Genomic DNA, 20,681 nt, shown 5'->3' with positions numbered 1-20,681 from the left:
ATCATTATTCAGCGCTTGCTGTCTGAATCTGTGTTGTTTTAATATCAGTTCCTAATCTTTGAAGATAGGCGATCATCGCTACGATTTCTCTCTGTTCAAGCGGAACATAAGATGCTCCTTTTGATGTTTTTTCTTTTTCCATCTGGTCTTTAACGTCTGTCGCTTCAGAATAAATTCTCTGTACAATAGCTTTTGACTGATTATCTGCCCATTTTCCTGCAGAATCTATTTCAGCTTTTGAATAAGGTACATCGAAAGAATTTTTCATTAACCTCATCTTGTCAACCATTTGGGTACGGTCCAGTTTGTTGGTGATCAGCCACGGGAAACGGGGCATGATGGAACCTGCAGAGGTAATTCTTGGATTGTACATATGTTTAAAGTGCCATGAATCCGGGTTTCTGCCTCCTTCTCTGTGAAGATCCGGTCCGGTTCTCTTAGATCCCCACAAGAATGGTCTGTCATAGATAAATTCTCCGGCTTTTGAGTATTGCCCGTTTTTGCCTTCAAATCTTACGATCTCATCACGGAAAGGTCTGATCATCTGTGAGTGACAGGCATTACATCCTTCACGGATATACAGGTCTCTTCCTTCCAGTTCAAGCGGTGTGTATGGTTTTACAGCCGTAATCGTCGGAACACTTTGTTTAAGGGATAATGTTGGAATAATTTCCACCAATCCACCGATAGCTACGGTTATGAATGCCAATATAGATAACAGTTTCGGAGTTCTTTCCAGCCAAAGGTGTACGCCTTCGCCTTCTTTTCTTGCGCTGCCAATGTCTGCCAGTGCAGGAGCTTCCGCGGGAACGTTTTTCTGGAATGAACCTGATCTTATGGTTTTGATCACATTTACCACCATTAAAATAGCTCCAGAAAGATAAAAGATACCTCCTAAGAATCTCATTTTAAAGTAAGGAATAATTGCCGTTACCGTATCCAGCCAGTTTTTATACATTAAAGTGCCGTCCGGATTGAACTGTTTCCACATTAATCCCTGTGTAAATCCTGAGATATACATAGGAACAGCGTAAAAGATGATTCCTAATGTTCCCAGCCAGAAGTGCCAGTTGGCTAATTTTTTAGACCATAAAGGTGTTCTCCACATAATAGGGATCAGGTAATAAACTACTCCGAAGGCCATGAAACCGTTCCATCCAAGTGCTCCCATATGTACGTGCCCGATAACCCAGTCCGTATAGTGCCCGATTTTGTTTAAAGATTTTGTAGCCAGCAAAGGTCCCTCAAAAGTAGCCATACCATAACAGGTAACTGCTACTACAAAGAATTTAAGGATCGGATTTTCTCTCACTTTATCCCAGGCTCCTCTTAAGGTAAGAAGGCCGTTCAGCATTCCTCCCCAGGAAGGTGCAATAAGCATGATAGAGAATCCTGTACCTACGGCCTGAGCCCATGCCGGAAGCGCCGTATACTGAAGGTGGTGAGGACCGGCCCAAAGGTATACGAATATCAGCGACCAAAAGTGAATAATGGATAATTTATAAGAGAATACAGGACGCTGAGCCGCTTTCGGCATGAAATAATACATCAGACCTAATACCGGAGTTGTCAGTACGAATGCCACGGCATTGTGACCGTACCACCATTGTACAAGAGCATCTTTTACACCGGAATATACAGAATAAGATTTCCAGCTGGTAAATGATAGGGGAACTTCAAGATTATTAAAGATATGGAGCATGGCTACGGCAATCCATGTTGCGATGTAGAACCATATGGCTACGTAAAGGTGTCTCACTCTTCTCTTCGCAATGGTTCCGAACATATTGATTCCGAAAATGACCCATGAGAAGGTGATCAGAATATCAATAGGCCATTCGTGTTCGGCGTATTCTTTGGAAGTATTGATTCCCATTAAGAAAGTGATCACGACGGCAACAATCATCAGCTGCCAGCTCCAGAAATGGATCCATGAGAGTGTATCGCTGAACATTCTTGTTTTTAAAAGTCTCTGCATGCTGTAATAAGCACCACAGAAGAAGGAGTTACACACAAAAGCAAAAATAACGGCGCTTGTATGCAGCATTCTGATTCTTCCGAATCCCATAGCGCCCTGTGTATTGATCAATCCCTGAATATTTCCGCTTTTTAAACTCTGGATGGTGGTATCATCCGTTCCGAATAAAAACTCAGGTAATTCAGGATAAAAAAGCATCAGTGCGGCTGTAAGTCCCAGCAGAAAGCCGACCAGCCCGAATACGATAGTAGCATACAAGAATGCTCTGACAATATTATTGTCATAATTGAATTTTTGCGTCTCCATAATTCCAATTGTGTTGTACCGAAGTGATATTTATCCTCTGAAACCAGATGGGATTAACCTTGATTTATATGAAGAAATAAATATCATGTAACGTGTATAATGTTTTGCCAAAGGTATTTATTAACTTTGTGTAAGTCTAGTAGATACTCTTCTAAACTATACCGAAAACTACTAAAACGAAAACAATGAAAGTATGTGGTCAAAATATCAGAAAAATCCGCAGAAGTAAGGATTTTACACAGGAGTACATGGCTTTTGAAATGGGCATTTCCCAAAAGGCCTATTCTGACATTGAAAATTCTAAAGTGAAGATCAATCTGGAAATACTAACGAAGATCTCCGACATTTTGGAAATCAAACCTTCCGACATCTGCAGCATCTCACATAAATGTGGAACAGGCGGCTCTGAAGACAAATATCAGGGACTTTTGGAGTATATGAAAAAGAATAATATTTCAATTCCTGAGGAATATTTATAAGGAAATATTGTTTTTTACTTTTTAATTCTTTAAAACTGAACCTGTTGAACGTTCTTACAGTTCCATAGAATGTGAATTTCTCTAAAGTTTTATATATTTAGGGCATAATTGATTTTATGAGCAGTGAAGAGAAAAAAGAGTCCAATGATGGGTCTTTAGTCAGAGGATTAACCAACAGGCATATTCAGTTAATTGCACTCGGAGGAGCTATAGGAACAGGACTGTTTCTTGGGATTGGTCCGGCAGCGGTTTTAGCGGGACCTTCCGTTATTCTGGGCTATGCTTTAGCAGGAATTATTGCATTTTTTATTATGCGCCAGCTTGGTGAAATGGTAGTTCAGGAACCTGTTTCCGGAAGTTTCAGTCATTTTGCCTATAAATATTGGGGAAATTTTCCGGGGTTTGCGTCGGGGTGGAATTACTGGATACTCTATATTCTCGTCAGCATGGCCGAACTTACGGCTATAGGTCATTATATTCATTTCTGGTGGCCCGAAATTCCGCTCTGGGTTTCCAGTTTATTCTTTTTTATTGTGATTAATGCTTTAAACCTTGCTTCTGTAAAAGTATATGGAGAAACTGAATTCTGGTTTTCCATCATCAAAGTTGTGGCTATTGTGGCTATGATTATTTTCGGTATTTACCTGCTGGTAACCGGTACGGGAGGGGATAAGGCCAGTATTCAGAATTTATGGAATGATGGCGGTTTTTTCCCGAAAGGTTTATTTAATAAGACAGAAAGCGGTTATTCAGGACTATTTGCAGCGATGGCCATGATTATGTTTTCATTTGGCGGACTGGAACTGATAGGAATTACCGCAGCAGAAGCAAAGAATCCCGAAAAAACAATTCCACAGGCTACCAACCAGGTAATCTACAGAATTCTGATCTTTTATGTAGGAGCTTTGGTGATTTTATTCGCTTTAAGTCCGTGGAGAGAAATTACAGAGGGAACAAGCCCTTTCGTAATGGTTTTTCAGAATTTAAACGGTTTTGAATTTAATCTATTCGGAAAGGTAATACACTTTAATTCACTCATTGCAAATATCCTTAATCTGATCGTTCTGACAGCAGCTTTATCCGTTTATAACAGCAGTGTTTACAGCAACAGCCGGATGCTTTTCGGATTGGCACAGCAGGGAAATGCACCCGGGTTTTTAACGAAACTGAACAAAAGTCATGTTCCCACCAATGCCATCATTGTATCTTCCTGTTTTGCAGGAATCTGTATCATTATCAATAAACTGGTTCCTGAAAAAGCATTTGAATATTTAATGGCTTTAGTGGTTTCTACACTTATTATCAACTGGCTGATGATATGTTACACCCATTTGAAATTTAAGAAAAGCATCATGAATTCCGGGATTGAATCAAAATTTCCATCCATATTCTATCCGGTCTCCAATTACATCTGTATCCTGTTCTTACTGGCTATTTTAGTACTGATGAGCATTACAGGAATGGAAATTCAGGTGATTTTGATTCCTGTATGGCTGGCTTTCCTGTTTTTGATGTTTAAACTGTATAAAAATAAATAATCAGTAAATGATATAAAAGGGCGGATTTTTATCTGCCTTTTTTATATCTTATTGTACTGTTTTTACCGTATTTAAATTCAGCTATGAAAAAAATTATAATAATAGTTTCTGTTCTAATTTCAGCAGTGGCTTTTTCACAGAAAGTAAAGGCTAAAACCAATTCCCGGATTTCAGATCGATATGAATCCGGGCAGCCACAGGACGCGTCTGTTCCGCCTCCGCCTTCAACTGTTTTTCCTGCACAATTCCCTGATGGTAACAAGGCTTTTGTGAAAAAAGTAGAGCAAAACCTGAATAAAGAAATTTTGAAGCCTTCATCTAAAATCTTGAATACACAGATTATTATAAAAATTGATGAGGAAGGAAATGTACTGAATATTTCAACTTACGGTAAAGATGAAATCTTTAACAGTGAAGTAAAAACAGCAGCAATAAAGACTACGGATAAAGTAAAATGGACCGCAGGGAAAAATAGCAGAGGTGAAAAAGTAATTGATATTGTGAAGATTCCGTTTCGATATAAAAATCTGTAATTTTCATACAAGCTGATAAAAACAAAAACCATCCTGAAAAGGATGGTTTGTAGACCCACAGGGATTCGAACCCCGACTGACGGTACCAAAAACCGGAGTGCTACCGTTACACTATAGGTCTGTTTATTTTTGGTGGTGCAAATCTACAATTTTTTTCTTTACACACAAAAACTGTTTTGAAAAATTTCATAAGTCAGTCTTATTTTAGCTTTGAGTCATGAAATTTTCACTGATTTTTTTGAATGAGTTTAAGAATAACAAAAACCGGGATATACCAAAAACAAAAACCACCCTTGAAAAGGATGGTTTGTAGACCCACAGGGATTCGAACCCCGACTGACGGTACCAAAAACCGGAGTGCTACCGTTACACTATAGGTCTGTTTTATTTTGGTGAGGCAAATTTACAGCTTTTTTGTTTAGATACAAGAATTTTTTAAAGTTTTTTTTAAATTTACACAGCTTTTTATTTACCTCAATCATGCTGATAGACTTCAATAATCTCAATATTAATAATTTATCCTTTCGGACAGATTTTGAACAGAAAATCAAAATTTTTTTGAACGAATGGTTTTCTCACGGATATACTGTGAAGGTTCAGACTTCGGGGTCCACAGGAATACCAAAAATTTTTGAGATCGAAAAAAATAAAATGATTAATTCTGCTGGGATGACGTGTCATTTTCTGGGATTGCAGGAAGGAGATAAAGCATTGATCTGCCTTCCCATAGAATATATTTCAGGAAAGATGATGGTAGTCCGCTCCATAGAAAGAAAATTGAAGCTGATTGTTGTAGAGCCGTCTCTGAAACCTGTTGAACATTTAAACGAAGAAATAAACTTCTGTGCCATGACTCCGCTTCAGGTGGAAAATTCTCTGGATAAGCTTCATTTGATTAAAAATTTAATTATTGGCGGGGCAGCTGTTTCGGAGAGCTTGAAGCAGAAAATTTCCGGTAATCAGCAATTATCTGTCTCAAACCGTATTTTTGAAACTTACGGAATGTCTGAAACCCTCTCTCATATTGCCCTGAAGCAGGTGAGGCCTGAACCTGAAGATTATTTCACCGTTTTTGAAAATGTTTCCATCAGTGTGGATGAAAGAGGCTGCCTGAAAATATTTGCTCCAAATCTTAATGTTGAGGTACTTCAGACTAATGATTTAGTTGAAATAAAGAATAGCCATCAGTTTAAATTCCTGGGACGTATAGATAATGTTATTAATTCTGGTGGAGCGAAAATTTTTCCTGAAACACTGGAAGCTTTGGTAAAAAAAGAAATTCCCAATGAAGCCGTTTTTGTCGGGATAAATGACGAAAGTTTGGGACAGAAACTGATATTGGTTATAGAAGGAAAAGAATCCGGAGATATAGTATCGAAAATATCAGAAATACCATTTGAAAAGAGTTTCCACAAACCAAAAGAAATTATTTTCATGGAAGAAATTCCACGAACTCCCAACGGTAAAGTAAACCGTACAGAGCTGGAAAGAAAAATAAGTAAATATTTATAATCTTTTATCTTGATTCCAGTGTCTTGAATCTCAAAATAAAAAACATGAAAGACTTTTCAAAAGAACTCGGTTTTAAAACTTCACGAAGCAGTGGAGCAGGAGGCCAGAATGTTAATAAAGTGGAAACTTCCGTTACCGTTCTCTGGCTTGTTGATGAGTCTGAATTTTTTAATGATCATCAGAAAGAACTGATTCATAGTAAATTAAAAAACAGAATTAATACCGATGGATATTTATTCCTCACGGTCTCGGAAAGCAGAACCCAGCTGATGAACAAGAATAAGGCAGTTGAAAAAATTGTTGAACTTGTTGATAAAGCTTTAATTGTTCAAAAGAAAAGAATTGCAACCAAGCCTTCAAAGGGACAAAAACAAAAGCGACTTGATACGAAAAAGAAGCTCTCTGAAAAAAAGGATAACAGGAAGTTCAAGTTTTAGGGAAAGACAGTGTAACCGAATAAATACAGGTTTTTCAGATAACGAAAAGAAAGTTTGCACAGAGTTTCTTTAAGTGCATCTGCTTCATTCCGTTTTTAAGTTTTATCTTTGCAAAAATTAAAAAAATGAGCAAACCGATTTCTGAATTTATAGAGAAATATTATCTGCACTTCAATGCGGCTGCATTGGTAGATGCATCTAAGGGGTATGTTGCGCATCTTAAAGATGGCGGAAAAATGATGATTACCCTGGCAGGGGCAATGTCTACTGCTGAATTAGGGAAGATCCTTGCAGAAATGATCCGTCAGGGAAAAGTAGATTTTATCTCTTGTACAGGAGCCAACCTTGAAGAAGATCTTATGAACCTTGTGGCCCACTCTCACTATGAAAGAGTTCCGCATTACAGAGATCTTACCGCGCAGGATGAATGGGATTTGTTGGAAAGAGGATTAAACAGAGTTACAGATACATGTATTCCTGAAGAGGAAGCATTCAGAAGACTTCAGAAGCATATTGTAGAGATCTGGAAAGATGCTGAAGCTAAAGGCGAGCGTTATTTCCCGCACGAATTCATGTACAAGATGATCCTTTCAGGAGTTCTTGAGCAGTATTACGAAATTCCAAGAGAAAACTCATGGATGATTGCCGCTGCAGAAGCAAACCTGCCAATTGTGGTTCCGGGATGGGAAGATTCTACCATGGGTAATATCTTTGCATCTTACTGCATCAAAGGTGAGCTTACAGCAACCACTATGAAATCAGGAATTGAGTATATGACGTATCTTGCAGACTGGTATACTAAAAATTCAGGTGGAAAAGGAGTAGGCTTCTTCCAGATCGGAGGAGGTATTGCCGGAGATTTCCCTATCTGTGTAGTGCCGATGCTTTACCAGGATATGGAAATGCATGATATTCCTTTCTGGTCTTATTTCTGCCAGATATCGGATTCTACAACATCTTACGGTTCATACTCAGGAGCAGTTCCGAATGAGAAAATTACCTGGGGTAAACTGGATATCACTACACCGAAATTCATCGTTGAAAGTGATGCGACTATCTGTGCACCATTGATGTTCTCTTATATCTTAGAGAATTCTTAAGAGTAAATATTTTTTAAAAATACAAACGCTTCAATTCATTTTGGAGCGTTTTTTATTTTCAATTCATTGTTTTGGGCGGAGTGAGGCAGTCTCACTTAAAAACGAAGTTAAACTTAATATTCTTAAAACCTTTCTTCTTTCTATAATTTAATTCAGTCTTACATTTTTTGAACCAAACAGACAGATAATTGAGCTTATTTACAAAATCTCTTTTCTGTTTCTGTTGCAATTTTGTCAACAGTAATTCAACATTCAAAAATTAAGATTATGGGACTATCGTATTTAGGGATTTTTCATACTGTTATAGGTATTATTGCTATTGTGGCAGCAGTTACAGACTTTATAAAAAGAGGGAAAATTGATTTAAACCAACTTACAGGCAAGATTTATTTTTATTTAACGCTTATCACTTCATTGACTGCTTTGGGGCTATCCAAACACGGAGGATTTAATCCCGGACATATTTTTGCCCTTTTCATCGTTATTTTAATATTGACGGCTTATTTTCTTCATAAAAAAAGACAGGGGAACAACAGAGCGCGTTTTTTTGAAAACTTTCTTCTGTCCTTCAGTTTTTTCTTATCGCTGGTTCCTACCGTTAATGAAACATTCACGCGTGTACCGCTTGGGCATCCTTTAGCAAAAGCACCCACAGATGCCATTATCGGGCAGACACTTCTTGGCCTTTTTGTACTGTTTATTATTGGTTCCGTTTTTCAGTTCAGGGAGCAAAGAAAAATTAATAAACCGGTATAAATTTTATTGCTAGATATTAAGGTTTTAAAAGAGATTCTTACAAATTAATGCCATTGTGTCACATTCTGATGCATGGTATTTTTTTTGAGACAGAAATAGAAAATTAAAACAAAAATTATTATGACTAAAGGAAATATTAATGTATCTGTGGAAAATATTTTCCCGCTTATTAAAAAATTTCTTTACAGTGACCACGAAATATTCCTGAGAGAATTAATCTCCAATGCAACGGATGCTACCTTAAAACTAAAGCATTTAACAAGCATCGGAGAAGCAAAAGTTGAATATGGAAACCCAAAGATTGAAGTTAAAATCGATAAGGAAAACAAAACACTTCGAATTATCGATCAGGGTATCGGGATGACGGGTGAAGAGGTTGAAAAATACATCAATCAGGTTGCTTTTTCAGGAGCCGAGGAATTCCTTGAGAAATATAAAGACACGGCAAAAGATTCCGGGATCATTGGTCATTTCGGACTTGGTTTTTATTCTGCATTCATGGTGGCTGAAAAAGTGGAGATCATTACAAAATCTTATAAAGACGCACCCGCAGTAAAGTGGATATGTGATGGCAGCCCGGAATTCACCCTTGAAGAAACAACTGATAAAACGGACAGAGGAACGGAAATCGTTCTTCACATTGCAGAAGATTCTACAGAATTCCTTGAAGAAGGTAAAATCCGTGAATTGCTTTCAAAGTATAACAAATTCATGCCTGTTCCTATTAAATTCGGAACAAAAACACATACGCTTCCGTTACCGGAGGATGCTCCCGAAGATGCAGTGGCTGAGACTGAGGAAGTTGACAATATCATCAACAATCCTACTCCGGCATGGACTATTGCGCCAAGTGAGCTGACGAATGAGGATTATATGAAGTTCTACCACGAGCTGTATCCAATGCAGTTTGAAGAGCCTTTATTCAATATTCACCTGAATGTTGATTATCCTTTCAATCTTACCGGAATTTTATTTTTCCCGAAACTGAGCAACAATTTAAATATTGATAAGGATAAAATTCAGCTTTACCAGAACCAGGTATTTGTAACGGATGAGGTAAAAGGCATCGTTCCTGACTTCCTGATGCTTCTGAGAGGGGTAATAGATTCTCCGGATATTCCGTTGAATGTTTCCCGTTCTTACCTTCAGGCAGATGGCGCCGTGAAGAAAATTTCTTCTTACATCACTAAAAAAGTGGCCGATAAGATGTCTTCCCTGATCAACGAAAACCGCGAAGATTATGAGCAGAAATGGAACGACATCAAGATCGTAATAGAATACGGAATCATCACAGAAGAGAAATTTGCAGAAAAGGCAGATAAATTTACACTATATCCTACTACAAACGGAAAATACTTCCTGTGGAATGAATTAATTGAAAAGATTCAACCTTCTCAGACAGATAAAGACGGCAATACGGTAATTCTTTATACTACCAATGCAGACGAGCAGCACAGCTATATTCAGGCAGCAAATGATAAGGGATATGAAGTTCTGTTATTAGACTCACCCGTGATTTCTCACGTGATCCAAAAGCTGGAAACTACAAAAGAGAAGATCTCATTTGCCAGAGTAGATGCAGACCACATCAATAACCTGATCAAAAAAGATGAGCCTGTTATTTCCAAATTAAACGAAACTGAAAAAGAAACCTTAAAGAAAGATGTGGAAGAGGCCGTAAAAGATGCCAAATTCACTGTACAGCTTGAAGATCTTGACAGCAATGATGCTCCGTTTACCATCACCCAACCTGAGTTCATGAGAAGAATGAAGGAGATGCAGGCAACCGGCGGAGGCGGTATGTTCGGAATGGGAGGTTTCCCGGAGATGTATAATCTTGTGGTAAACTCGAACAGTGAACTTTCTAACCAGATCTTAAAAACAGAAAATGCTGAGGAGAAGGACAATTTGATCAAGTACGCCCTAGACCTTGCAAAACTTTCCCAAAACCTGCTGAAAGGAAAAGACCTTACAGATTTTATCCAGAGAAGTTATAAGCAACTGGAGAAATAATAATATTACATAAATACAAAAGGCTGTTCTCATATTGGGAACAGCTTTTTTCATGCAATGACAGATTGTGGTGACGGGTTGCAATAATTTTAAAGAAAATTATCAATGTATTGGTTTGAATATTTTGATATTATTAACTTTCTATGCTTTTTTTACTACATCCTGAGAACCTGACTCATATTTCTTCGATTTTTTATTGTACATTCTAAGGTTTTTTTCCATTTTTGTATAAAATGTAGGATATGCAAAAAGAAAAATTACGCACTATCAGAAAACAAAAGGGCTATACCCAACAGCAGATAGCTGATATTATCGCGACAGATGTATCCAACTACAGCAGAAAGGAAAGCGGTGATGTAAGGATTATCAAAGATGAATGGGACAAAATCGCCCGTTTCTTAAATGTTACTGTGGAAGATATTTACGAGGAAGAAGAAGCAAAAGTTGTGATCAATAATGATCATCCTGTATTCAACGATCACGCAGTTTCATCTATTGTTTCTCAATTCAATAATATTCCTGGGTCCATTATCCAGAATCTTCAGGATTATATTTCTTTTTTGAAAGAGGAAAATGAAAGGTTGAAGGAAGAATTGAAAAGCCCAAGAAGTAGAAAGTAGTAGCCACTATTTTATAGAATAAATTAAAATGCCATGACGTTAAAGTTTATGGCATTTTTTATTGTATGTATTTCGAGTAAAACCTGATTGAGTGACAAACTTGAGTTTTTTTTTAACGCAAAGTTTTTGTAAGACTCTGTTGATTTTAAGGAAGCAAAGATTTGCGATTTCATCGCTGATTAAGCTTTCGGTTATATGTTTGATTAGTAGAATCAATCTTCGATTGATTTTTTTATCCTTAATAAGAAATTATAGTTTGATGGTTTGATCCCTTGCGTGAGAAAATATTTGCAATTTTTTATACATTCAGGTTCCGGCGGCGAAGCCGCCGGAACCTGAATGTATTATAATTTATCAATAGCTTTCAGGATCTCTTCTTTATTATTGACCAATCCTTGCAAATGATCTCCTTTGGATTCAATGAAAACTTTAGTGCCGGCAGCATTATCAAAAACCAGTTTTCCCTGCTCATAAGGAATGGTTTTATCTTCCTTACCATGAATAATAAGCAATGGCAGCTTGTCCAAAGCCTTCACATCTTCTTTAGCTGCATAAGGCGAAATCATAGACTGCAGAATAAATTCTCTGTACTGAGGAGCAAAATGAGCCGCAATATCCGTAAAAGAAGCCATTGGACAGTCCAGAATAAGTCCGGAAATCTCAGAAATATTATCTTTGGCAAGGTGCGCAGCAACCTGGGTTCCTAAAGAAGCTCCGTAGATGTAGACTTTTGTATCTTTAATATCAGGTCTTTTCATCAGTTCATCAAAAATTTTCTGCCCGTCTTCCGCTACATTTTTGTGATTGGGTTTCCCTGTAGACAATCCATACCCTCTGAGATCTATCATTACCACCTGATATCCTGCCTCTACAAGAGGTTTGGTCATAAACTGATAGGTTGTAACGTTTCCTGCCGCTCCGTGAAAATAAAAAATTGTCTTTTGAAGTTTTTGAGTGTCAGGTTTTGCTATAAACGCTGTAATCGTATCTCCTTCTACAGGAAAGTTAATCTGTTCGGAAATTTTAAACTCAAATGGCTTCATGACTTTGTTTGGCTGATAGAATTTATCATCCGTCTGAGCTTTTGCAAATACTGTGATAAAAAAGAATACTAAAGACAGAATTGAAATTGGTTTCATAGTTTTTTGTTTTATTTATGAACCAAAGGTATTGCGAAGGATATCAATTAAGAAAAATATCCAACTGAGCCGTATGTATTCCTGTCTGAATAGTATAATTTGCAGGATTATATCTCTTCCAAAGGGTCCCAGAAAAGTTTTTTGAAGTTTTTTATTCTAAAATTTTCAACAGTAATTCCTTCTGCTTCCAGTTTGGGCTGGAATTCGGGAACAGATAAGGTGCCGGAGCTTGATATAACTCTGTGCGCAGGAACATCTTCGGGGCAGCCTCCCATCGCCTTACCTACATGGCGGGAATGGTTGGGGTAACCTACAGCTTTAGCTATGGCTCCGTAAGAGGAAACTCTTCCTTTCGGAATCAGTCTTGTCACCTCATAAATCTGCTGTTTAAAAATATCGTCCATAGTTAATCTATTATCCTGTTAATAAATAATCCCAAATAATAACTTTTGCATCATTTTTGAACTTTTACCGTTTCAATGATGTTTCATTTAAATATAAAGATATGAAAAAATCATTTTTCAGACTGTTGAATACAGTGAATAAAAAAGTACTTCCTAAGCTAAGTGGTAAAGATCCTAACAAACTAACCAAACTGGAGAAAGGTATTCTGGCTTACCGTTATTTTGTACTGGTAAATTCTCTTGAATAATTTTTTTAATTATTAGTCTGCCATTGCAAGCATAGTAAGACAAACTCTTAATAATCTTAACTACTGAATTTTTTCTTAATGGTTTGAATGGAGTACTTTTAATCCTCCTTATTCACTTTTGAACGGTAATTTGTGGGAGACGTATTATATCTGTCATGAAAGCTTTTGGTAAAATTGGCTAAGTCATTAAATCCGCAATCAAAAGCAATATTGGAGATACGCTCATCAGAAATCAATAATAATTCGGCAGCTCTTTCCAGCCTTTTCATTTTAATGTAACTGGCAGGGGAGTTATCATATAATTTTTTAAATTCTCTTTTAAAAGAAGAAACACTTAAATTGGTTTTTTGTGCAAGTTCCTCAATGTTTACCTGAGAAAATAAATTGGCTTCTATAATTTGTTTGAATGTATAAGATGTTGGAGAGAAAAGCTGGGATAATATGGCTTGTATGGTTTCTGCTTCTTGTGTTTGCGACAGCAGAAGAATGATTTCCTTTAGTTTCAGAATCAGGATTTCATCGTTTACCAAAGATGGATTTTCAAAATAGAACAGAAGTCCTTCAATATATTTATGAATCAGGAAATCGTTGTTTATTTTTCCGCCCGACTGGTTCGTTTCTTTATGGCCTGGCTGAAGGAGTAAAGGCAGCTCTCTTTCGTAAATTTTCTTTAATATATCAGGATGAAAAGTTACGATTACAATTTCGCCATTGGTGTTGGCATCTGAATGATGGATCTGTTTACCGGAACTGATGCAATTGAGTAATAATGAATGCCTGGCCGGAATGTTGATAGAGATGTCATCGTATTGATATTGCATTCCACCTGACAGCATATATAAAAAGCAGGCTTGCTCTGCAACGGGGAAGGCAAATTCAAAAGGAGATTTTAAATCTATTTTCTGAATGAATGTTTTCCCGAACAGATCAATTTTTTTATAATCAGTAACCATATCTTTAACAGGTTTTAGCTGGCATATTAAAGCTAAAAAGAAAAACGATCTGAAATTCAGACCGTTTTCTATTAATTATTTATTGTTTTTCAATTCTTCCTTGATCTTGTTTTCCAGTTCTTCAGCAAGTTCAGGATTGTCTCTTAAAACATCCTTTACCGCGTCACGTCCCTGGCCTAGTTTCGTTTCTTCATAGCTGAACCAAGAACCGCTTTTCTTCACAATTCCCTTATCAACGGCAGTATCAAGAATTTCACCTACTTTGGAAACTCCTTCACCATACATAATATCGAATTCTGCCTGCTTGAATGGAGGTGCTACTTTGTTTTTCACGATTTTCACTTTCACGCGGCTTCCGATCGCTTCATCACCGTTTTTAATAGGTGCGCTTGCTTTTCTGATATCCAGTCTTACAGAAGCGTAGAATTTCAGGGCATTACCACCGGTAGTGGTCTCAGGGTTTCCGAACATTACACCGATTTTCTCTCTCAACTGGTTGATGAAGATTACCGTACATTTTGTTCTTGAAATGGTTGCCGTAAGCTTTCTTAATGCCTGGGACATCAATCTTGCGTGAAGACCCATTTTGGAATCTCCCATTTCACCTTCAATTTCCGCTTTTGGAGTAAGAGCTGCTACCGAGTCAATAACGACAATATCAATAGCCCCTGAACGGATCAGGTTATCGGCAATTTCCAAAGCCTGCTCACCGTTGTCCGGCTGTGAAATGATAAGGTTTTCTAGATCAATTCCCAGTTTTGCAGCATAAGTTCTGTCGAAAGCGTGCTCCGCATCAATGAATGCTGCAATACCACCTGCTTTCTGAGCTTCAGCAATAGCGTGAAGGGTTAATGTTGTCTTACCTGAAGATTCAGGACCGTATATTTCAATAATTCTTCCTCTTGGATAACCGCCAACGCCTAATGCGATGTCAAGTCCCAAAGATCCGGAAGGAATTACCTCTATCGTATTATCTACGGAGTCATCTCCCAATGTCATTACAGTTCCTTTTCCGTATGTTTTATCTAGCTTGTCAAGCACCAGAGCCAGTGCTTTTTTCTTATCATCAATGTTACTCATCTCAATTAAAATAATTTCTCAAAAATACATAATTTTAACATCAAAAACTAATATTATTTAGGGTGAAAATATGTTTTTAGAGTTAAAAAATGATAAAATTTTACTGCTGATATTATTCATTCCTAAAGGAATGCAGGATCTTATGATTTAACGCATAAAAAACACATTTTTACACTTTTACAGAAGATATTTCCGGGATTTTTCTAATGAAAATTCGAATCTTTTGTAATTCTCAGGTAATCTTCCAGCACTTTCATCTGGTCTTTGTTTCCTTTTTTTATTCTGGCTGCCCGGCTTACGAATTTGTCATACAATTTATTAGCGAGAATCTTTGTTTTCGGAAACAGATTTCTGGCAGGAACATCAGGAATTTGCAGTCTTTTACACACCTCATCATCCAAAAGAAACCATGTACAGCAGATATGAAGATATCTCAGATTTTTTCTTTCGAATTTGAATTTCAATATTGGGTTTTCCAAGGATTCATTCAACAGGGAATGAGCCAGAAGGATAGAATCTTTATCTGAAGACGGCTGCACGGAAGTCCATAGGTAAAAATATTCCGTTGCCTGTTTTTTATTGTCAGGAAGAAGCTGTTCGGGAATTCCCAGCAAATATCCTACATACTTCCACAGATGAAAAATTCCTTTCTCTTCTTCAATGGAAAAATCATTTCCTAATTTTTGAAGACTGTGAAGAAAAACAAGGCTGAAACCGATGTAAGTGGCCATCATATCCCATGAATTGATGGGTTCTCCCCAGTTTTCCGTATCCCATTCTTTGTAATATTTCTTTATGGAAAGTCTTGCGTAAGAATGAATCAGGCGGGTTTTTATGGCAAATTCATAGCCTTTTGCATGCAGTTCCAGGGCATCATAACGGGTAGCATTCACCCAAAAATCCAATGTTTCCGAGAGACGCTTTACGGCGCCTTTTTTCAGCGCTTCTGTGGCTGTGAGAGGTTTGTTTAGGTAAGCATAATCATAGCCTCCCATCAGACAATAATCTCTCAGAGAAATGAGGGAATCCAGATTGCTTCGCATGCAGAGTTCTGCACCGCTTTTTAACAGGCTGTAATCAAGCCATTCCGGAACTTTCTGGGTCTGGGTGAAAAGTTTTTTTACACTTTCAGGAACATGGTCGGCTTCCGAAATTCCGTTTCGTATATAACCTTCAATTTCCCTGGAAGCTTCGTTGAATTTTTTAACGAGGTAAACATCTTTTACCACTTCATCACCAGCCTCATCTGTATGATAAAAGAAGGGGGAGAATTGATCAAAATCTTTAAAGCTTACTTCGGCTCCGGAAAAATCAATAAGCTGTTTTCCATTGCCTTTTTCCCAGAAATCTTTGAAGTGGGAAGAGTCTTTAAAGCGGGGTTGTATAGTCAGTTTGTCCATCCTGTATAAAAATACAAGTTTTGCACCGAAGTTCAGCGGTGAGATTTATCAGCCTTTCAAACCGAATTCTATTAACTGTTGAAATATCAGATAAGCCCTCTTTCAAAAGCCTTTTTTACAAGTTCTTTGCTGTTTCTGGAATCGGTTTTCCGTAAGATGTTTTTTCTGTGGGTACGGACTGTATGTTCAGACAGAATTAATGCCTGGGCTATTTCCGGTGCGGAATATCCTTTGGTAATAAGGGCAAGAATTTCCATTTCTCTTTTCGTTAAATGTTCAGAAAAATTTTCCGGCTTGGAAAAGCAGTCCAGTTTCACCTGGTGAAAATCATTTCTGGGGCCTATCCCGGAAACCAATACGGTATATGGATTTTCCTTGGTGATATGATGAATATTGGTATGGATGTTTATTGCCTGGATAGGAATGCCGGTTTCGTCTTCCATCGTAATAACAGACTGATGATGGAACAGCTCATAATTTCCTTCTGCTGTTTTCATCCTGAAACAATAACTGCCTTTGATGTAGAGCTGATGCTCAAGACCTATTTCTGTGATTTTGTTGACAAGGACCTTTTCTGCTTGTATTACAAACTCTATATCATCAGGATGGGTGAGATCTATGACATCTTTTAAGTTTTCAGGATAATACGAAAGGCCATGAAGCTTAAGGATATTTTCATGATGGTGTGAAAGCGTACTGTTGGTAAGATTCAGGGCATAATAATAAAATTCACCAATAGCAAATATTTCACTGATGATACGTTCTATGGGTGGTTTATCCAGAATTTTTCTGTCTCTTCTGATACCTGGATAAGTATTCCAGATTTCAATAAGCGGATGTTTTTTTTCCGAACTTTCCATGGATAAATTAGTTTTAGCTAAAATAATTAAAATACTTGCAAAATACCACAAAAGGGGGATTTTTTTACTGTAATAAAATTCCAAACTTTGTAAGAACTAATAACCATGAAAGCTCAATTTATTCCGTTTAGTTGGATTTAGTGATTTAATTTTTTCTATGTTTTTTTCAAATAAGAAAAATATTGAATCTTAAATCTTGAATTTTTACAAACGATTTATTTGAAGTTAATTAATTGAATGTTATAAAAACAGTTTATTCTTTTCTTTTTTAGTTGTTTGAAAACGATAAACTAATAGCCTCTCGTTGCTGGAGAGGCTTTTTCTTTTGTTTTATACTGCTTTTTCACTCTCTGTTTTTGATACTCAAAATCACCCGAACGGGTAATTTACTTGTATTCATGAAATTCCAAACTTTGTGGAAAACTAATAGCCATGAAAATTTTACTTTGAGCCTGTTGTATTCTTTAAGTAAGTTTTCATGTAAAGGGATTTTAATTCAAAAAAACTCTAACCATAAAAATTGGAAAGTCATGAAAACAAAAATTTTATCTATAGTATTGCTATTGATTGGCATATGTGTTTTTTCTCAAAATTCATATGAGTTATTTGGAAACTTTATCAGCGAATCGACTCCGTATGAGGTTAAAATAAACACTACGAAAACAAAAGAAAAAATTACGTCATTTAAAATTCAGATTTGTAAAACCGCTACGGAATGTGAGGAAAGCATTGAGATAGTCAATAATTTCGATCAGGAAACCTTTATCTCAGCGATGGGAAGCACTATGAAAAAGTCAAAGTTGATAGGATCTGCATTTGTCTTAAAACCAGAAGTAGAATTACAATGGAAGAATATTTATTATAATTTGATGAAAAATTTTAATAAAAAAGAGGTTTTAACTGAACTGTATGATTTACAAAAGATTGAATATGGAGGAAAATTGAAAATGAATAAGGAATTAATTAAATTAAAGGCAGAGGATGGCACCAATAAATATTTATATTTTGCCCCAAAATATGCAAGTATAAGACTTTTTAATAATAAAATAAACAGTATTTCTGTCGTAGGGAATATATTGGATAGTACTAAAACTGTTATACTAAAAGAAGAAGCAACATTATTCAATAATAAGTATTCTATACCTTTCAGATCTACGATTATAGATCGTAATAATTACAGTGCTAAAATATATACAACAAAAGGTTCGGACAGCTATTACTATATAGAGTGTAATGATCTTTTAGATTATAAGCCTTTTGAAAATAATTATAGTTATTCACTGAAAAATAAAGAGTATGAAATAAAAGTTGATGAAGACCTTAAAATAGAAAAAAGAGGATTGTATGATTATTTTACGGCTATTATTTTTTCTGATTTTTTAGGATTTAACAATGAAGGAGGAAATAGCTTGCTACAGGCAGAAGGGAGGGCAAGAATTCCATTAAATTACGTGAATTTTGGCAGATTCAATTCGCCTGAGTATGTAGAGGCTTACTTGAATGCATCAATTTATAATGGGCAGGAAGAGGGAAGTGGTTTCATAGAGCTTAATGTAAAAGATAATTTGAGTATATCCTCTTTTGAGCTCTTAAGAAAAAATAATGTAGAGGCCGGGATAAATATCGGGGTCGGTTCATTTGAATGGAAAGGAACTTCTACTAGCTGGATTTTAGATTATGGTATTCAGATGTATAGAACTAAATTCAAAACGATAAAGGATACGATTATTACCAATTATCAATTATATTCTATTTCACACGGACCAAGATTAAAAATAGAAATAAGACCGCAGATTAATTTTGGAGCAGATGTAAATTTTGGATTATTAGGATTAAAATATAGTGGAGCAAATAAGAATTTGAATATAATTGAGGGCATGGATTTTAGAAAAGAAATTCTAAAGGATAATGGAACGTTGTATAATACTCTTTTTCTTACTACTAACTTCTACACAAAACTTAGCCCCAATGATGGAAATGGAGGACTATATTTTAGATTGGGAGGATATTATGATTTTTACACAAAAAATATTGCACCGCAGGTAATGGTAGGGTATGCTACAAATCTTACAACGTTTATCAATAAATTTAAAAAAAATGATGCTGTTGCAGAATGATGTAATGAGGTACAATTCTTTGAAGACCGAATAAAGCCTCTCAAATCTTGGGAGGTATTTTGTTTAAGCAGACTTCTGTTAATTTGATATTAAAAATAACTTTCAATCGCTAATCAGAGTATAATTTTAACGGTTAAATTGAAAAAAACCTTCCCATCGGGAAGGTTTTCATTATTTATAGCGTATTGCTCATTACTTATTACAAAGAAGCAGCATGTACAAGCATATCTACCAACTTGTTAGAGTAACCCATTTCGTTGTCATACCAGGAAACAAGTTTTACGAAGTTTGGAGAAAGCATGATACCGGCATCTTTATCGAAGATAGAAGTTCTCTTATCTCCTACGAAATCTTGGGAAACCACTGCATCTTCAGTGTATCCTAAGATTCCTTTCAATTCACCTTCGGAAGCAGCTTTAAGAGCAGCACAGATCTCATCGTAAGACGTAGCTTTTTCTAATCTTACTGTAAGGTCAACTACAGAAACGTCTACAGTTGGTACTCTGAAAGACATACCTGTTAATTTTCCGTTTAGGGAAGGGATTACTTTTCCTACCGCTTTAGCAGCACCTGTAGAAGAAGGGATAATGTTGTTAAGAGCAGCTCTTCCACCTCTCCAGTCTTTCATTGAAGGACCGTCAACAGTTTTCTGAGTTGCTGTTGTAGCGTGTACAGTTGTCATAAGACCTTCAACGATCCCGAAGTTATCGTGGATTACTTTAGCTAAAGGAGCTAAACAGTTGGTTGTACAAGAAGCATTTGATAAAATTTTGATATCGTCAGTAAGTTCTTTGTGGTTCACACCCATTACGAACATTGGAGTATCGTCTTTAGATGGAGCAGAAAGGATTACTTTTTTAGCACCGGCATTTAAGTGAGCAGAAGCACTTTCTTTATCAAGGAATAAACCTGTAGATTCTACCACATAATCGGCACCTACTTCGTTCCATTTTAGATTATTCGGGTCTCTTTCAGCAGTTACTCTGATTCTTTTTCCGTTTACCACAAGATCATTTCCTTCTACAGAAACCTCTCCCGGGAAGATACCGTGTACAGAATCATATTTTAACATGTAAGCCATGTATTCTGCATTGATTAGGTCATTGATTCCTACTACTTCAATGTTATCTCTTTCAGTCATTGCTCTGAAAACAAGACGTCCAATTCTACCAAAACCGTTGATACCTACTTTGATTGTTGACATAATA

General features: G+C 36.5%; 19 protein-coding genes and 2 tRNA genes. 11 read left to right on the top strand and 10 right to left on the bottom strand.

All coding sequences use genetic code 11. The features are described 5' to 3' along the window. Window positions 1-4: 4 nt before the first annotated feature. Window positions 5-2,284, bottom strand: coding sequence for a cytochrome-c oxidase, cbb3-type subunit I (ccoN, locus tag HNP36_RS15580; protein ID WP_184165616.1), 2,280 nt, complete (start codon window positions 2,282-2,284; stop codon window positions 5-7). 185 nt (window positions 2,285-2,469) lie between these two features. On the opposite strand from ccoN, the gene HNP36_RS15575 reads away from it, so the two are divergent. The 3 genes from HNP36_RS15575 to HNP36_RS15565 all read left to right on the top strand — a co-directional run bounded on the left by HNP36_RS15575 (window position 2,470) and on the right by HNP36_RS15565 (window position 4,834). Then, window positions 2,470-2,763 (top strand): helix-turn-helix domain-containing protein, encoded by a 294-nt coding sequence (locus tag HNP36_RS15575; protein WP_184165613.1) that lies wholly within the window; start codon window positions 2,470-2,472, stop codon window positions 2,761-2,763. A gap of 116 nt (window positions 2,764-2,879) precedes the next feature. After that, complete coding sequence (locus HNP36_RS15570) at window positions 2,880-4,301, top strand: amino acid permease (protein WP_184165611.1); 1,422 nt, start codon at window positions 2,880-2,882, stop codon at window positions 4,299-4,301. A gap of 83 nt (window positions 4,302-4,384) precedes the next feature. Further along, window positions 4,385-4,834 (top strand): hypothetical protein, encoded by a 450-nt coding sequence (locus tag HNP36_RS15565; protein ID WP_184165608.1) that lies wholly within the window; start codon window positions 4,385-4,387, stop codon window positions 4,832-4,834. Window positions 4,835-4,884: 50 nt separating this feature from the next. Here HNP36_RS15565 and HNP36_RS15560 read toward each other — a convergent pair. Continuing rightward, a tRNA-Gln gene (locus tag HNP36_RS15560) sits at window positions 4,885-4,955 on the bottom strand. A gap of 189 nt (window positions 4,956-5,144) precedes the next feature. Further along, window positions 5,145-5,215: transfer RNA gene (locus HNP36_RS15555), tRNA-Gln, on the bottom strand. A 99-nt stretch (window positions 5,216-5,314) separates the two neighbouring features. On the opposite strand from HNP36_RS15555, the gene HNP36_RS15550 reads away from it, so the two are divergent. From HNP36_RS15550 to HNP36_RS15525, 6 genes are all read left to right on the top strand, one after another. Beyond that, window positions 5,315-6,346, top strand: a complete 1,032-nt coding sequence (locus HNP36_RS15550) for an AMP-binding protein (RefSeq protein ID WP_184165605.1) — start codon at window positions 5,315-5,317, stop codon at window positions 6,344-6,346. A 44-nt stretch (window positions 6,347-6,390) separates the two neighbouring features. Then, a complete protein-coding gene (gene arfB, locus HNP36_RS15545) occupies window positions 6,391-6,783 on the top strand; it encodes an alternative ribosome rescue aminoacyl-tRNA hydrolase ArfB (protein WP_184165601.1) in 393 nt (130 codons plus the stop codon). Window positions 6,784-6,908: 125 nt separating this feature from the next. Further along, window positions 6,909-7,883, top strand: coding sequence for a deoxyhypusine synthase family protein (locus HNP36_RS15540; protein WP_184165598.1), 975 nt, complete (start codon window positions 6,909-6,911; stop codon window positions 7,881-7,883). A gap of 267 nt (window positions 7,884-8,150) precedes the next feature. Then, window positions 8,151-8,639, top strand: a complete 489-nt coding sequence (locus tag HNP36_RS15535) for a hypothetical protein (RefSeq protein ID WP_184165596.1) — start codon at window positions 8,151-8,153, stop codon at window positions 8,637-8,639. A 120-nt stretch (window positions 8,640-8,759) separates the two neighbouring features. After that, on the top strand, window positions 8,760-10,652 hold the full coding sequence (htpG, locus tag HNP36_RS15530) for a molecular chaperone HtpG (protein ID WP_184165593.1): 1,893 nt from the start codon (window positions 8,760-8,762) through the stop codon (window positions 10,650-10,652). A gap of 242 nt (window positions 10,653-10,894) precedes the next feature. After that, complete coding sequence (locus tag HNP36_RS15525) at window positions 10,895-11,272, top strand: helix-turn-helix transcriptional regulator (protein ID WP_184165590.1); 378 nt, start codon at window positions 10,895-10,897, stop codon at window positions 11,270-11,272. A 344-nt stretch (window positions 11,273-11,616) separates the two neighbouring features. Here the strand turns inward: HNP36_RS15525 and HNP36_RS15520 are convergent, their stop codons facing one another. Both HNP36_RS15520 and HNP36_RS15515 read right to left on the bottom strand, forming a co-directional pair. Continuing rightward, a complete protein-coding gene (locus HNP36_RS15520; protein WP_184165586.1) occupies window positions 11,617-12,411 on the bottom strand; it encodes an alpha/beta hydrolase in 795 nt (264 codons plus the stop codon). A 107-nt stretch (window positions 12,412-12,518) separates the two neighbouring features. Then, window positions 12,519-12,815, bottom strand: coding sequence for an MGMT family protein (locus HNP36_RS15515; RefSeq protein WP_184165583.1), 297 nt, complete (start codon window positions 12,813-12,815; stop codon window positions 12,519-12,521). Between the two features lie 101 nt (window positions 12,816-12,916). Between HNP36_RS15515 and HNP36_RS15510 the strand changes: the two genes are divergently transcribed. Further along, on the top strand, window positions 12,917-13,063 hold the full coding sequence (locus tag HNP36_RS15510) for a hypothetical protein (RefSeq protein ID WP_184165580.1): 147 nt from the start codon (window positions 12,917-12,919) through the stop codon (window positions 13,061-13,063). A 98-nt stretch (window positions 13,064-13,161) separates the two neighbouring features. On the opposite strand, the gene HNP36_RS15505 is transcribed toward HNP36_RS15510, so the two are convergent. From HNP36_RS15505 to HNP36_RS15490, 4 genes are all read right to left on the bottom strand, one after another. Then, window positions 13,162-14,016: a helix-turn-helix domain-containing protein gene (locus HNP36_RS15505; protein WP_184165577.1), complete on the bottom strand. Its 855-nt coding sequence runs from the start codon at window positions 14,014-14,016 to the stop codon at window positions 13,162-13,164. A 75-nt stretch (window positions 14,017-14,091) separates the two neighbouring features. After that, window positions 14,092-15,096, bottom strand: a complete 1,005-nt coding sequence (gene recA, locus HNP36_RS15500) for a recombinase RecA (RefSeq protein WP_184165574.1) — start codon at window positions 15,094-15,096, stop codon at window positions 14,092-14,094. Window positions 15,097-15,299: 203 nt separating this feature from the next. Next, window positions 15,300-16,496 carry an oxygenase MpaB family protein gene (locus HNP36_RS15495; protein WP_228456403.1) on the bottom strand — a complete coding sequence of 399 codons (1,197 nt, stop codon included), beginning with the start codon at window positions 16,494-16,496 and terminating at the stop codon, window positions 15,300-15,302. Window positions 16,497-16,582: 86 nt separating this feature from the next. After that, window positions 16,583-17,356, bottom strand: coding sequence for a response regulator transcription factor (locus tag HNP36_RS15490; protein WP_184165571.1), 774 nt, complete (start codon window positions 17,354-17,356; stop codon window positions 16,583-16,585). A gap of 530 nt (window positions 17,357-17,886) precedes the next feature. Here HNP36_RS15490 and HNP36_RS15485 point away from each other — a divergent pair. Beyond that, window positions 17,887-19,473: a hypothetical protein gene (locus HNP36_RS15485; RefSeq protein WP_184165568.1), complete on the top strand. Its 1,587-nt coding sequence runs from the start codon at window positions 17,887-17,889 to the stop codon at window positions 19,471-19,473. A 199-nt stretch (window positions 19,474-19,672) separates the two neighbouring features. On the opposite strand, the gene gap is transcribed toward HNP36_RS15485, so the two are convergent. Continuing rightward, window positions 19,673-20,677 carry a type I glyceraldehyde-3-phosphate dehydrogenase gene (gene gap, locus HNP36_RS15480; RefSeq protein WP_184165565.1) on the bottom strand — a complete coding sequence of 335 codons (1,005 nt, stop codon included), beginning with the start codon at window positions 20,675-20,677 and terminating at the stop codon, window positions 19,673-19,675. Between the last annotated feature and the right edge of the window lie 4 nt (window positions 20,678-20,681).

It is taken from the genome of Chryseobacterium shigense (assembly GCF_014207845.1).
Taxonomy (GTDB): domain Bacteria; phylum Bacteroidota; class Bacteroidia; order Flavobacteriales; family Weeksellaceae; genus Chryseobacterium; species Chryseobacterium shigense_A.
This window is presented reverse-complemented; position numbering and strand designations above follow the sequence as displayed.

What these genes read in the sequence shown, in the direction of transcription:
- HNP36_RS15505 (WP_184165577.1), bottom strand. Translation starts at nt 14,016, where the DNA reads ATGGTTACTGATTATAAAAAAATTGATCTGTTCGGGAAAACATTCATT.
- HNP36_RS15485 (WP_184165568.1), top strand. Translation starts at nt 17,887, where the DNA reads ATGAAAACAAAAATTTTATCTATAGTATTGCTATTGATTGGCATATGT.
- HNP36_RS15535 (WP_184165596.1), top strand. Translation starts at nt 8,151, where the DNA reads ATGGGACTATCGTATTTAGGGATTTTTCATACTGTTATAGGTATTATT.
- HNP36_RS15520 (WP_184165586.1), bottom strand. Translation starts at nt 12,411, where the DNA reads ATGAAACCAATTTCAATTCTGTCTTTAGTATTCTTTTTTATCACAGTA.
- HNP36_RS15510 (WP_184165580.1), top strand. Translation starts at nt 12,917, where the DNA reads ATGAAAAAATCATTTTTCAGACTGTTGAATACAGTGAATAAAAAAGTA.
- ccoN (WP_184165616.1), bottom strand. Translation starts at nt 2,284, where the DNA reads ATGGAGACGCAAAAATTCAATTATGACAATAATATTGTCAGAGCATTC.
- HNP36_RS15570 (WP_184165611.1), top strand. Translation starts at nt 2,880, where the DNA reads ATGAGCAGTGAAGAGAAAAAAGAGTCCAATGATGGGTCTTTAGTCAGA.
- HNP36_RS15565 (WP_184165608.1), top strand. Translation starts at nt 4,385, where the DNA reads ATGAAAAAAATTATAATAATAGTTTCTGTTCTAATTTCAGCAGTGGCT.
- HNP36_RS15525 (WP_184165590.1), top strand. Translation starts at nt 10,895, where the DNA reads ATGCAAAAAGAAAAATTACGCACTATCAGAAAACAAAAGGGCTATACC.
- gap (WP_184165565.1), bottom strand. Translation starts at nt 20,677, where the DNA reads ATGTCAACAATCAAAGTAGGTATCAACGGTTTTGGTAGAATTGGACGT.
- HNP36_RS15540 (WP_184165598.1), top strand. Translation starts at nt 6,909, where the DNA reads ATGAGCAAACCGATTTCTGAATTTATAGAGAAATATTATCTGCACTTC.
- htpG (WP_184165593.1), top strand. Translation starts at nt 8,760, where the DNA reads ATGACTAAAGGAAATATTAATGTATCTGTGGAAAATATTTTCCCGCTT.
- HNP36_RS15495 (WP_228456403.1), bottom strand. Translation starts at nt 16,496, where the DNA reads ATGGACAAACTGACTATACAACCCCGCTTTAAAGACTCTTCCCACTTC.
- HNP36_RS15575 (WP_184165613.1), top strand. Translation starts at nt 2,470, where the DNA reads ATGAAAGTATGTGGTCAAAATATCAGAAAAATCCGCAGAAGTAAGGAT.
- arfB (WP_184165601.1), top strand. Translation starts at nt 6,391, where the DNA reads ATGAAAGACTTTTCAAAAGAACTCGGTTTTAAAACTTCACGAAGCAGT.
- HNP36_RS15490 (WP_184165571.1), bottom strand. Translation starts at nt 17,356, where the DNA reads ATGGAAAGTTCGGAAAAAAAACATCCGCTTATTGAAATCTGGAATACT.
- HNP36_RS15515 (WP_184165583.1), bottom strand. Translation starts at nt 12,815, where the DNA reads ATGGACGATATTTTTAAACAGCAGATTTATGAGGTGACAAGACTGATT.
- HNP36_RS15550 (WP_184165605.1), top strand. Translation starts at nt 5,315, where the DNA reads ATGCTGATAGACTTCAATAATCTCAATATTAATAATTTATCCTTTCGG.
- recA (WP_184165574.1), bottom strand. Translation starts at nt 15,096, where the DNA reads ATGAGTAACATTGATGATAAGAAAAAAGCACTGGCTCTGGTGCTTGAC.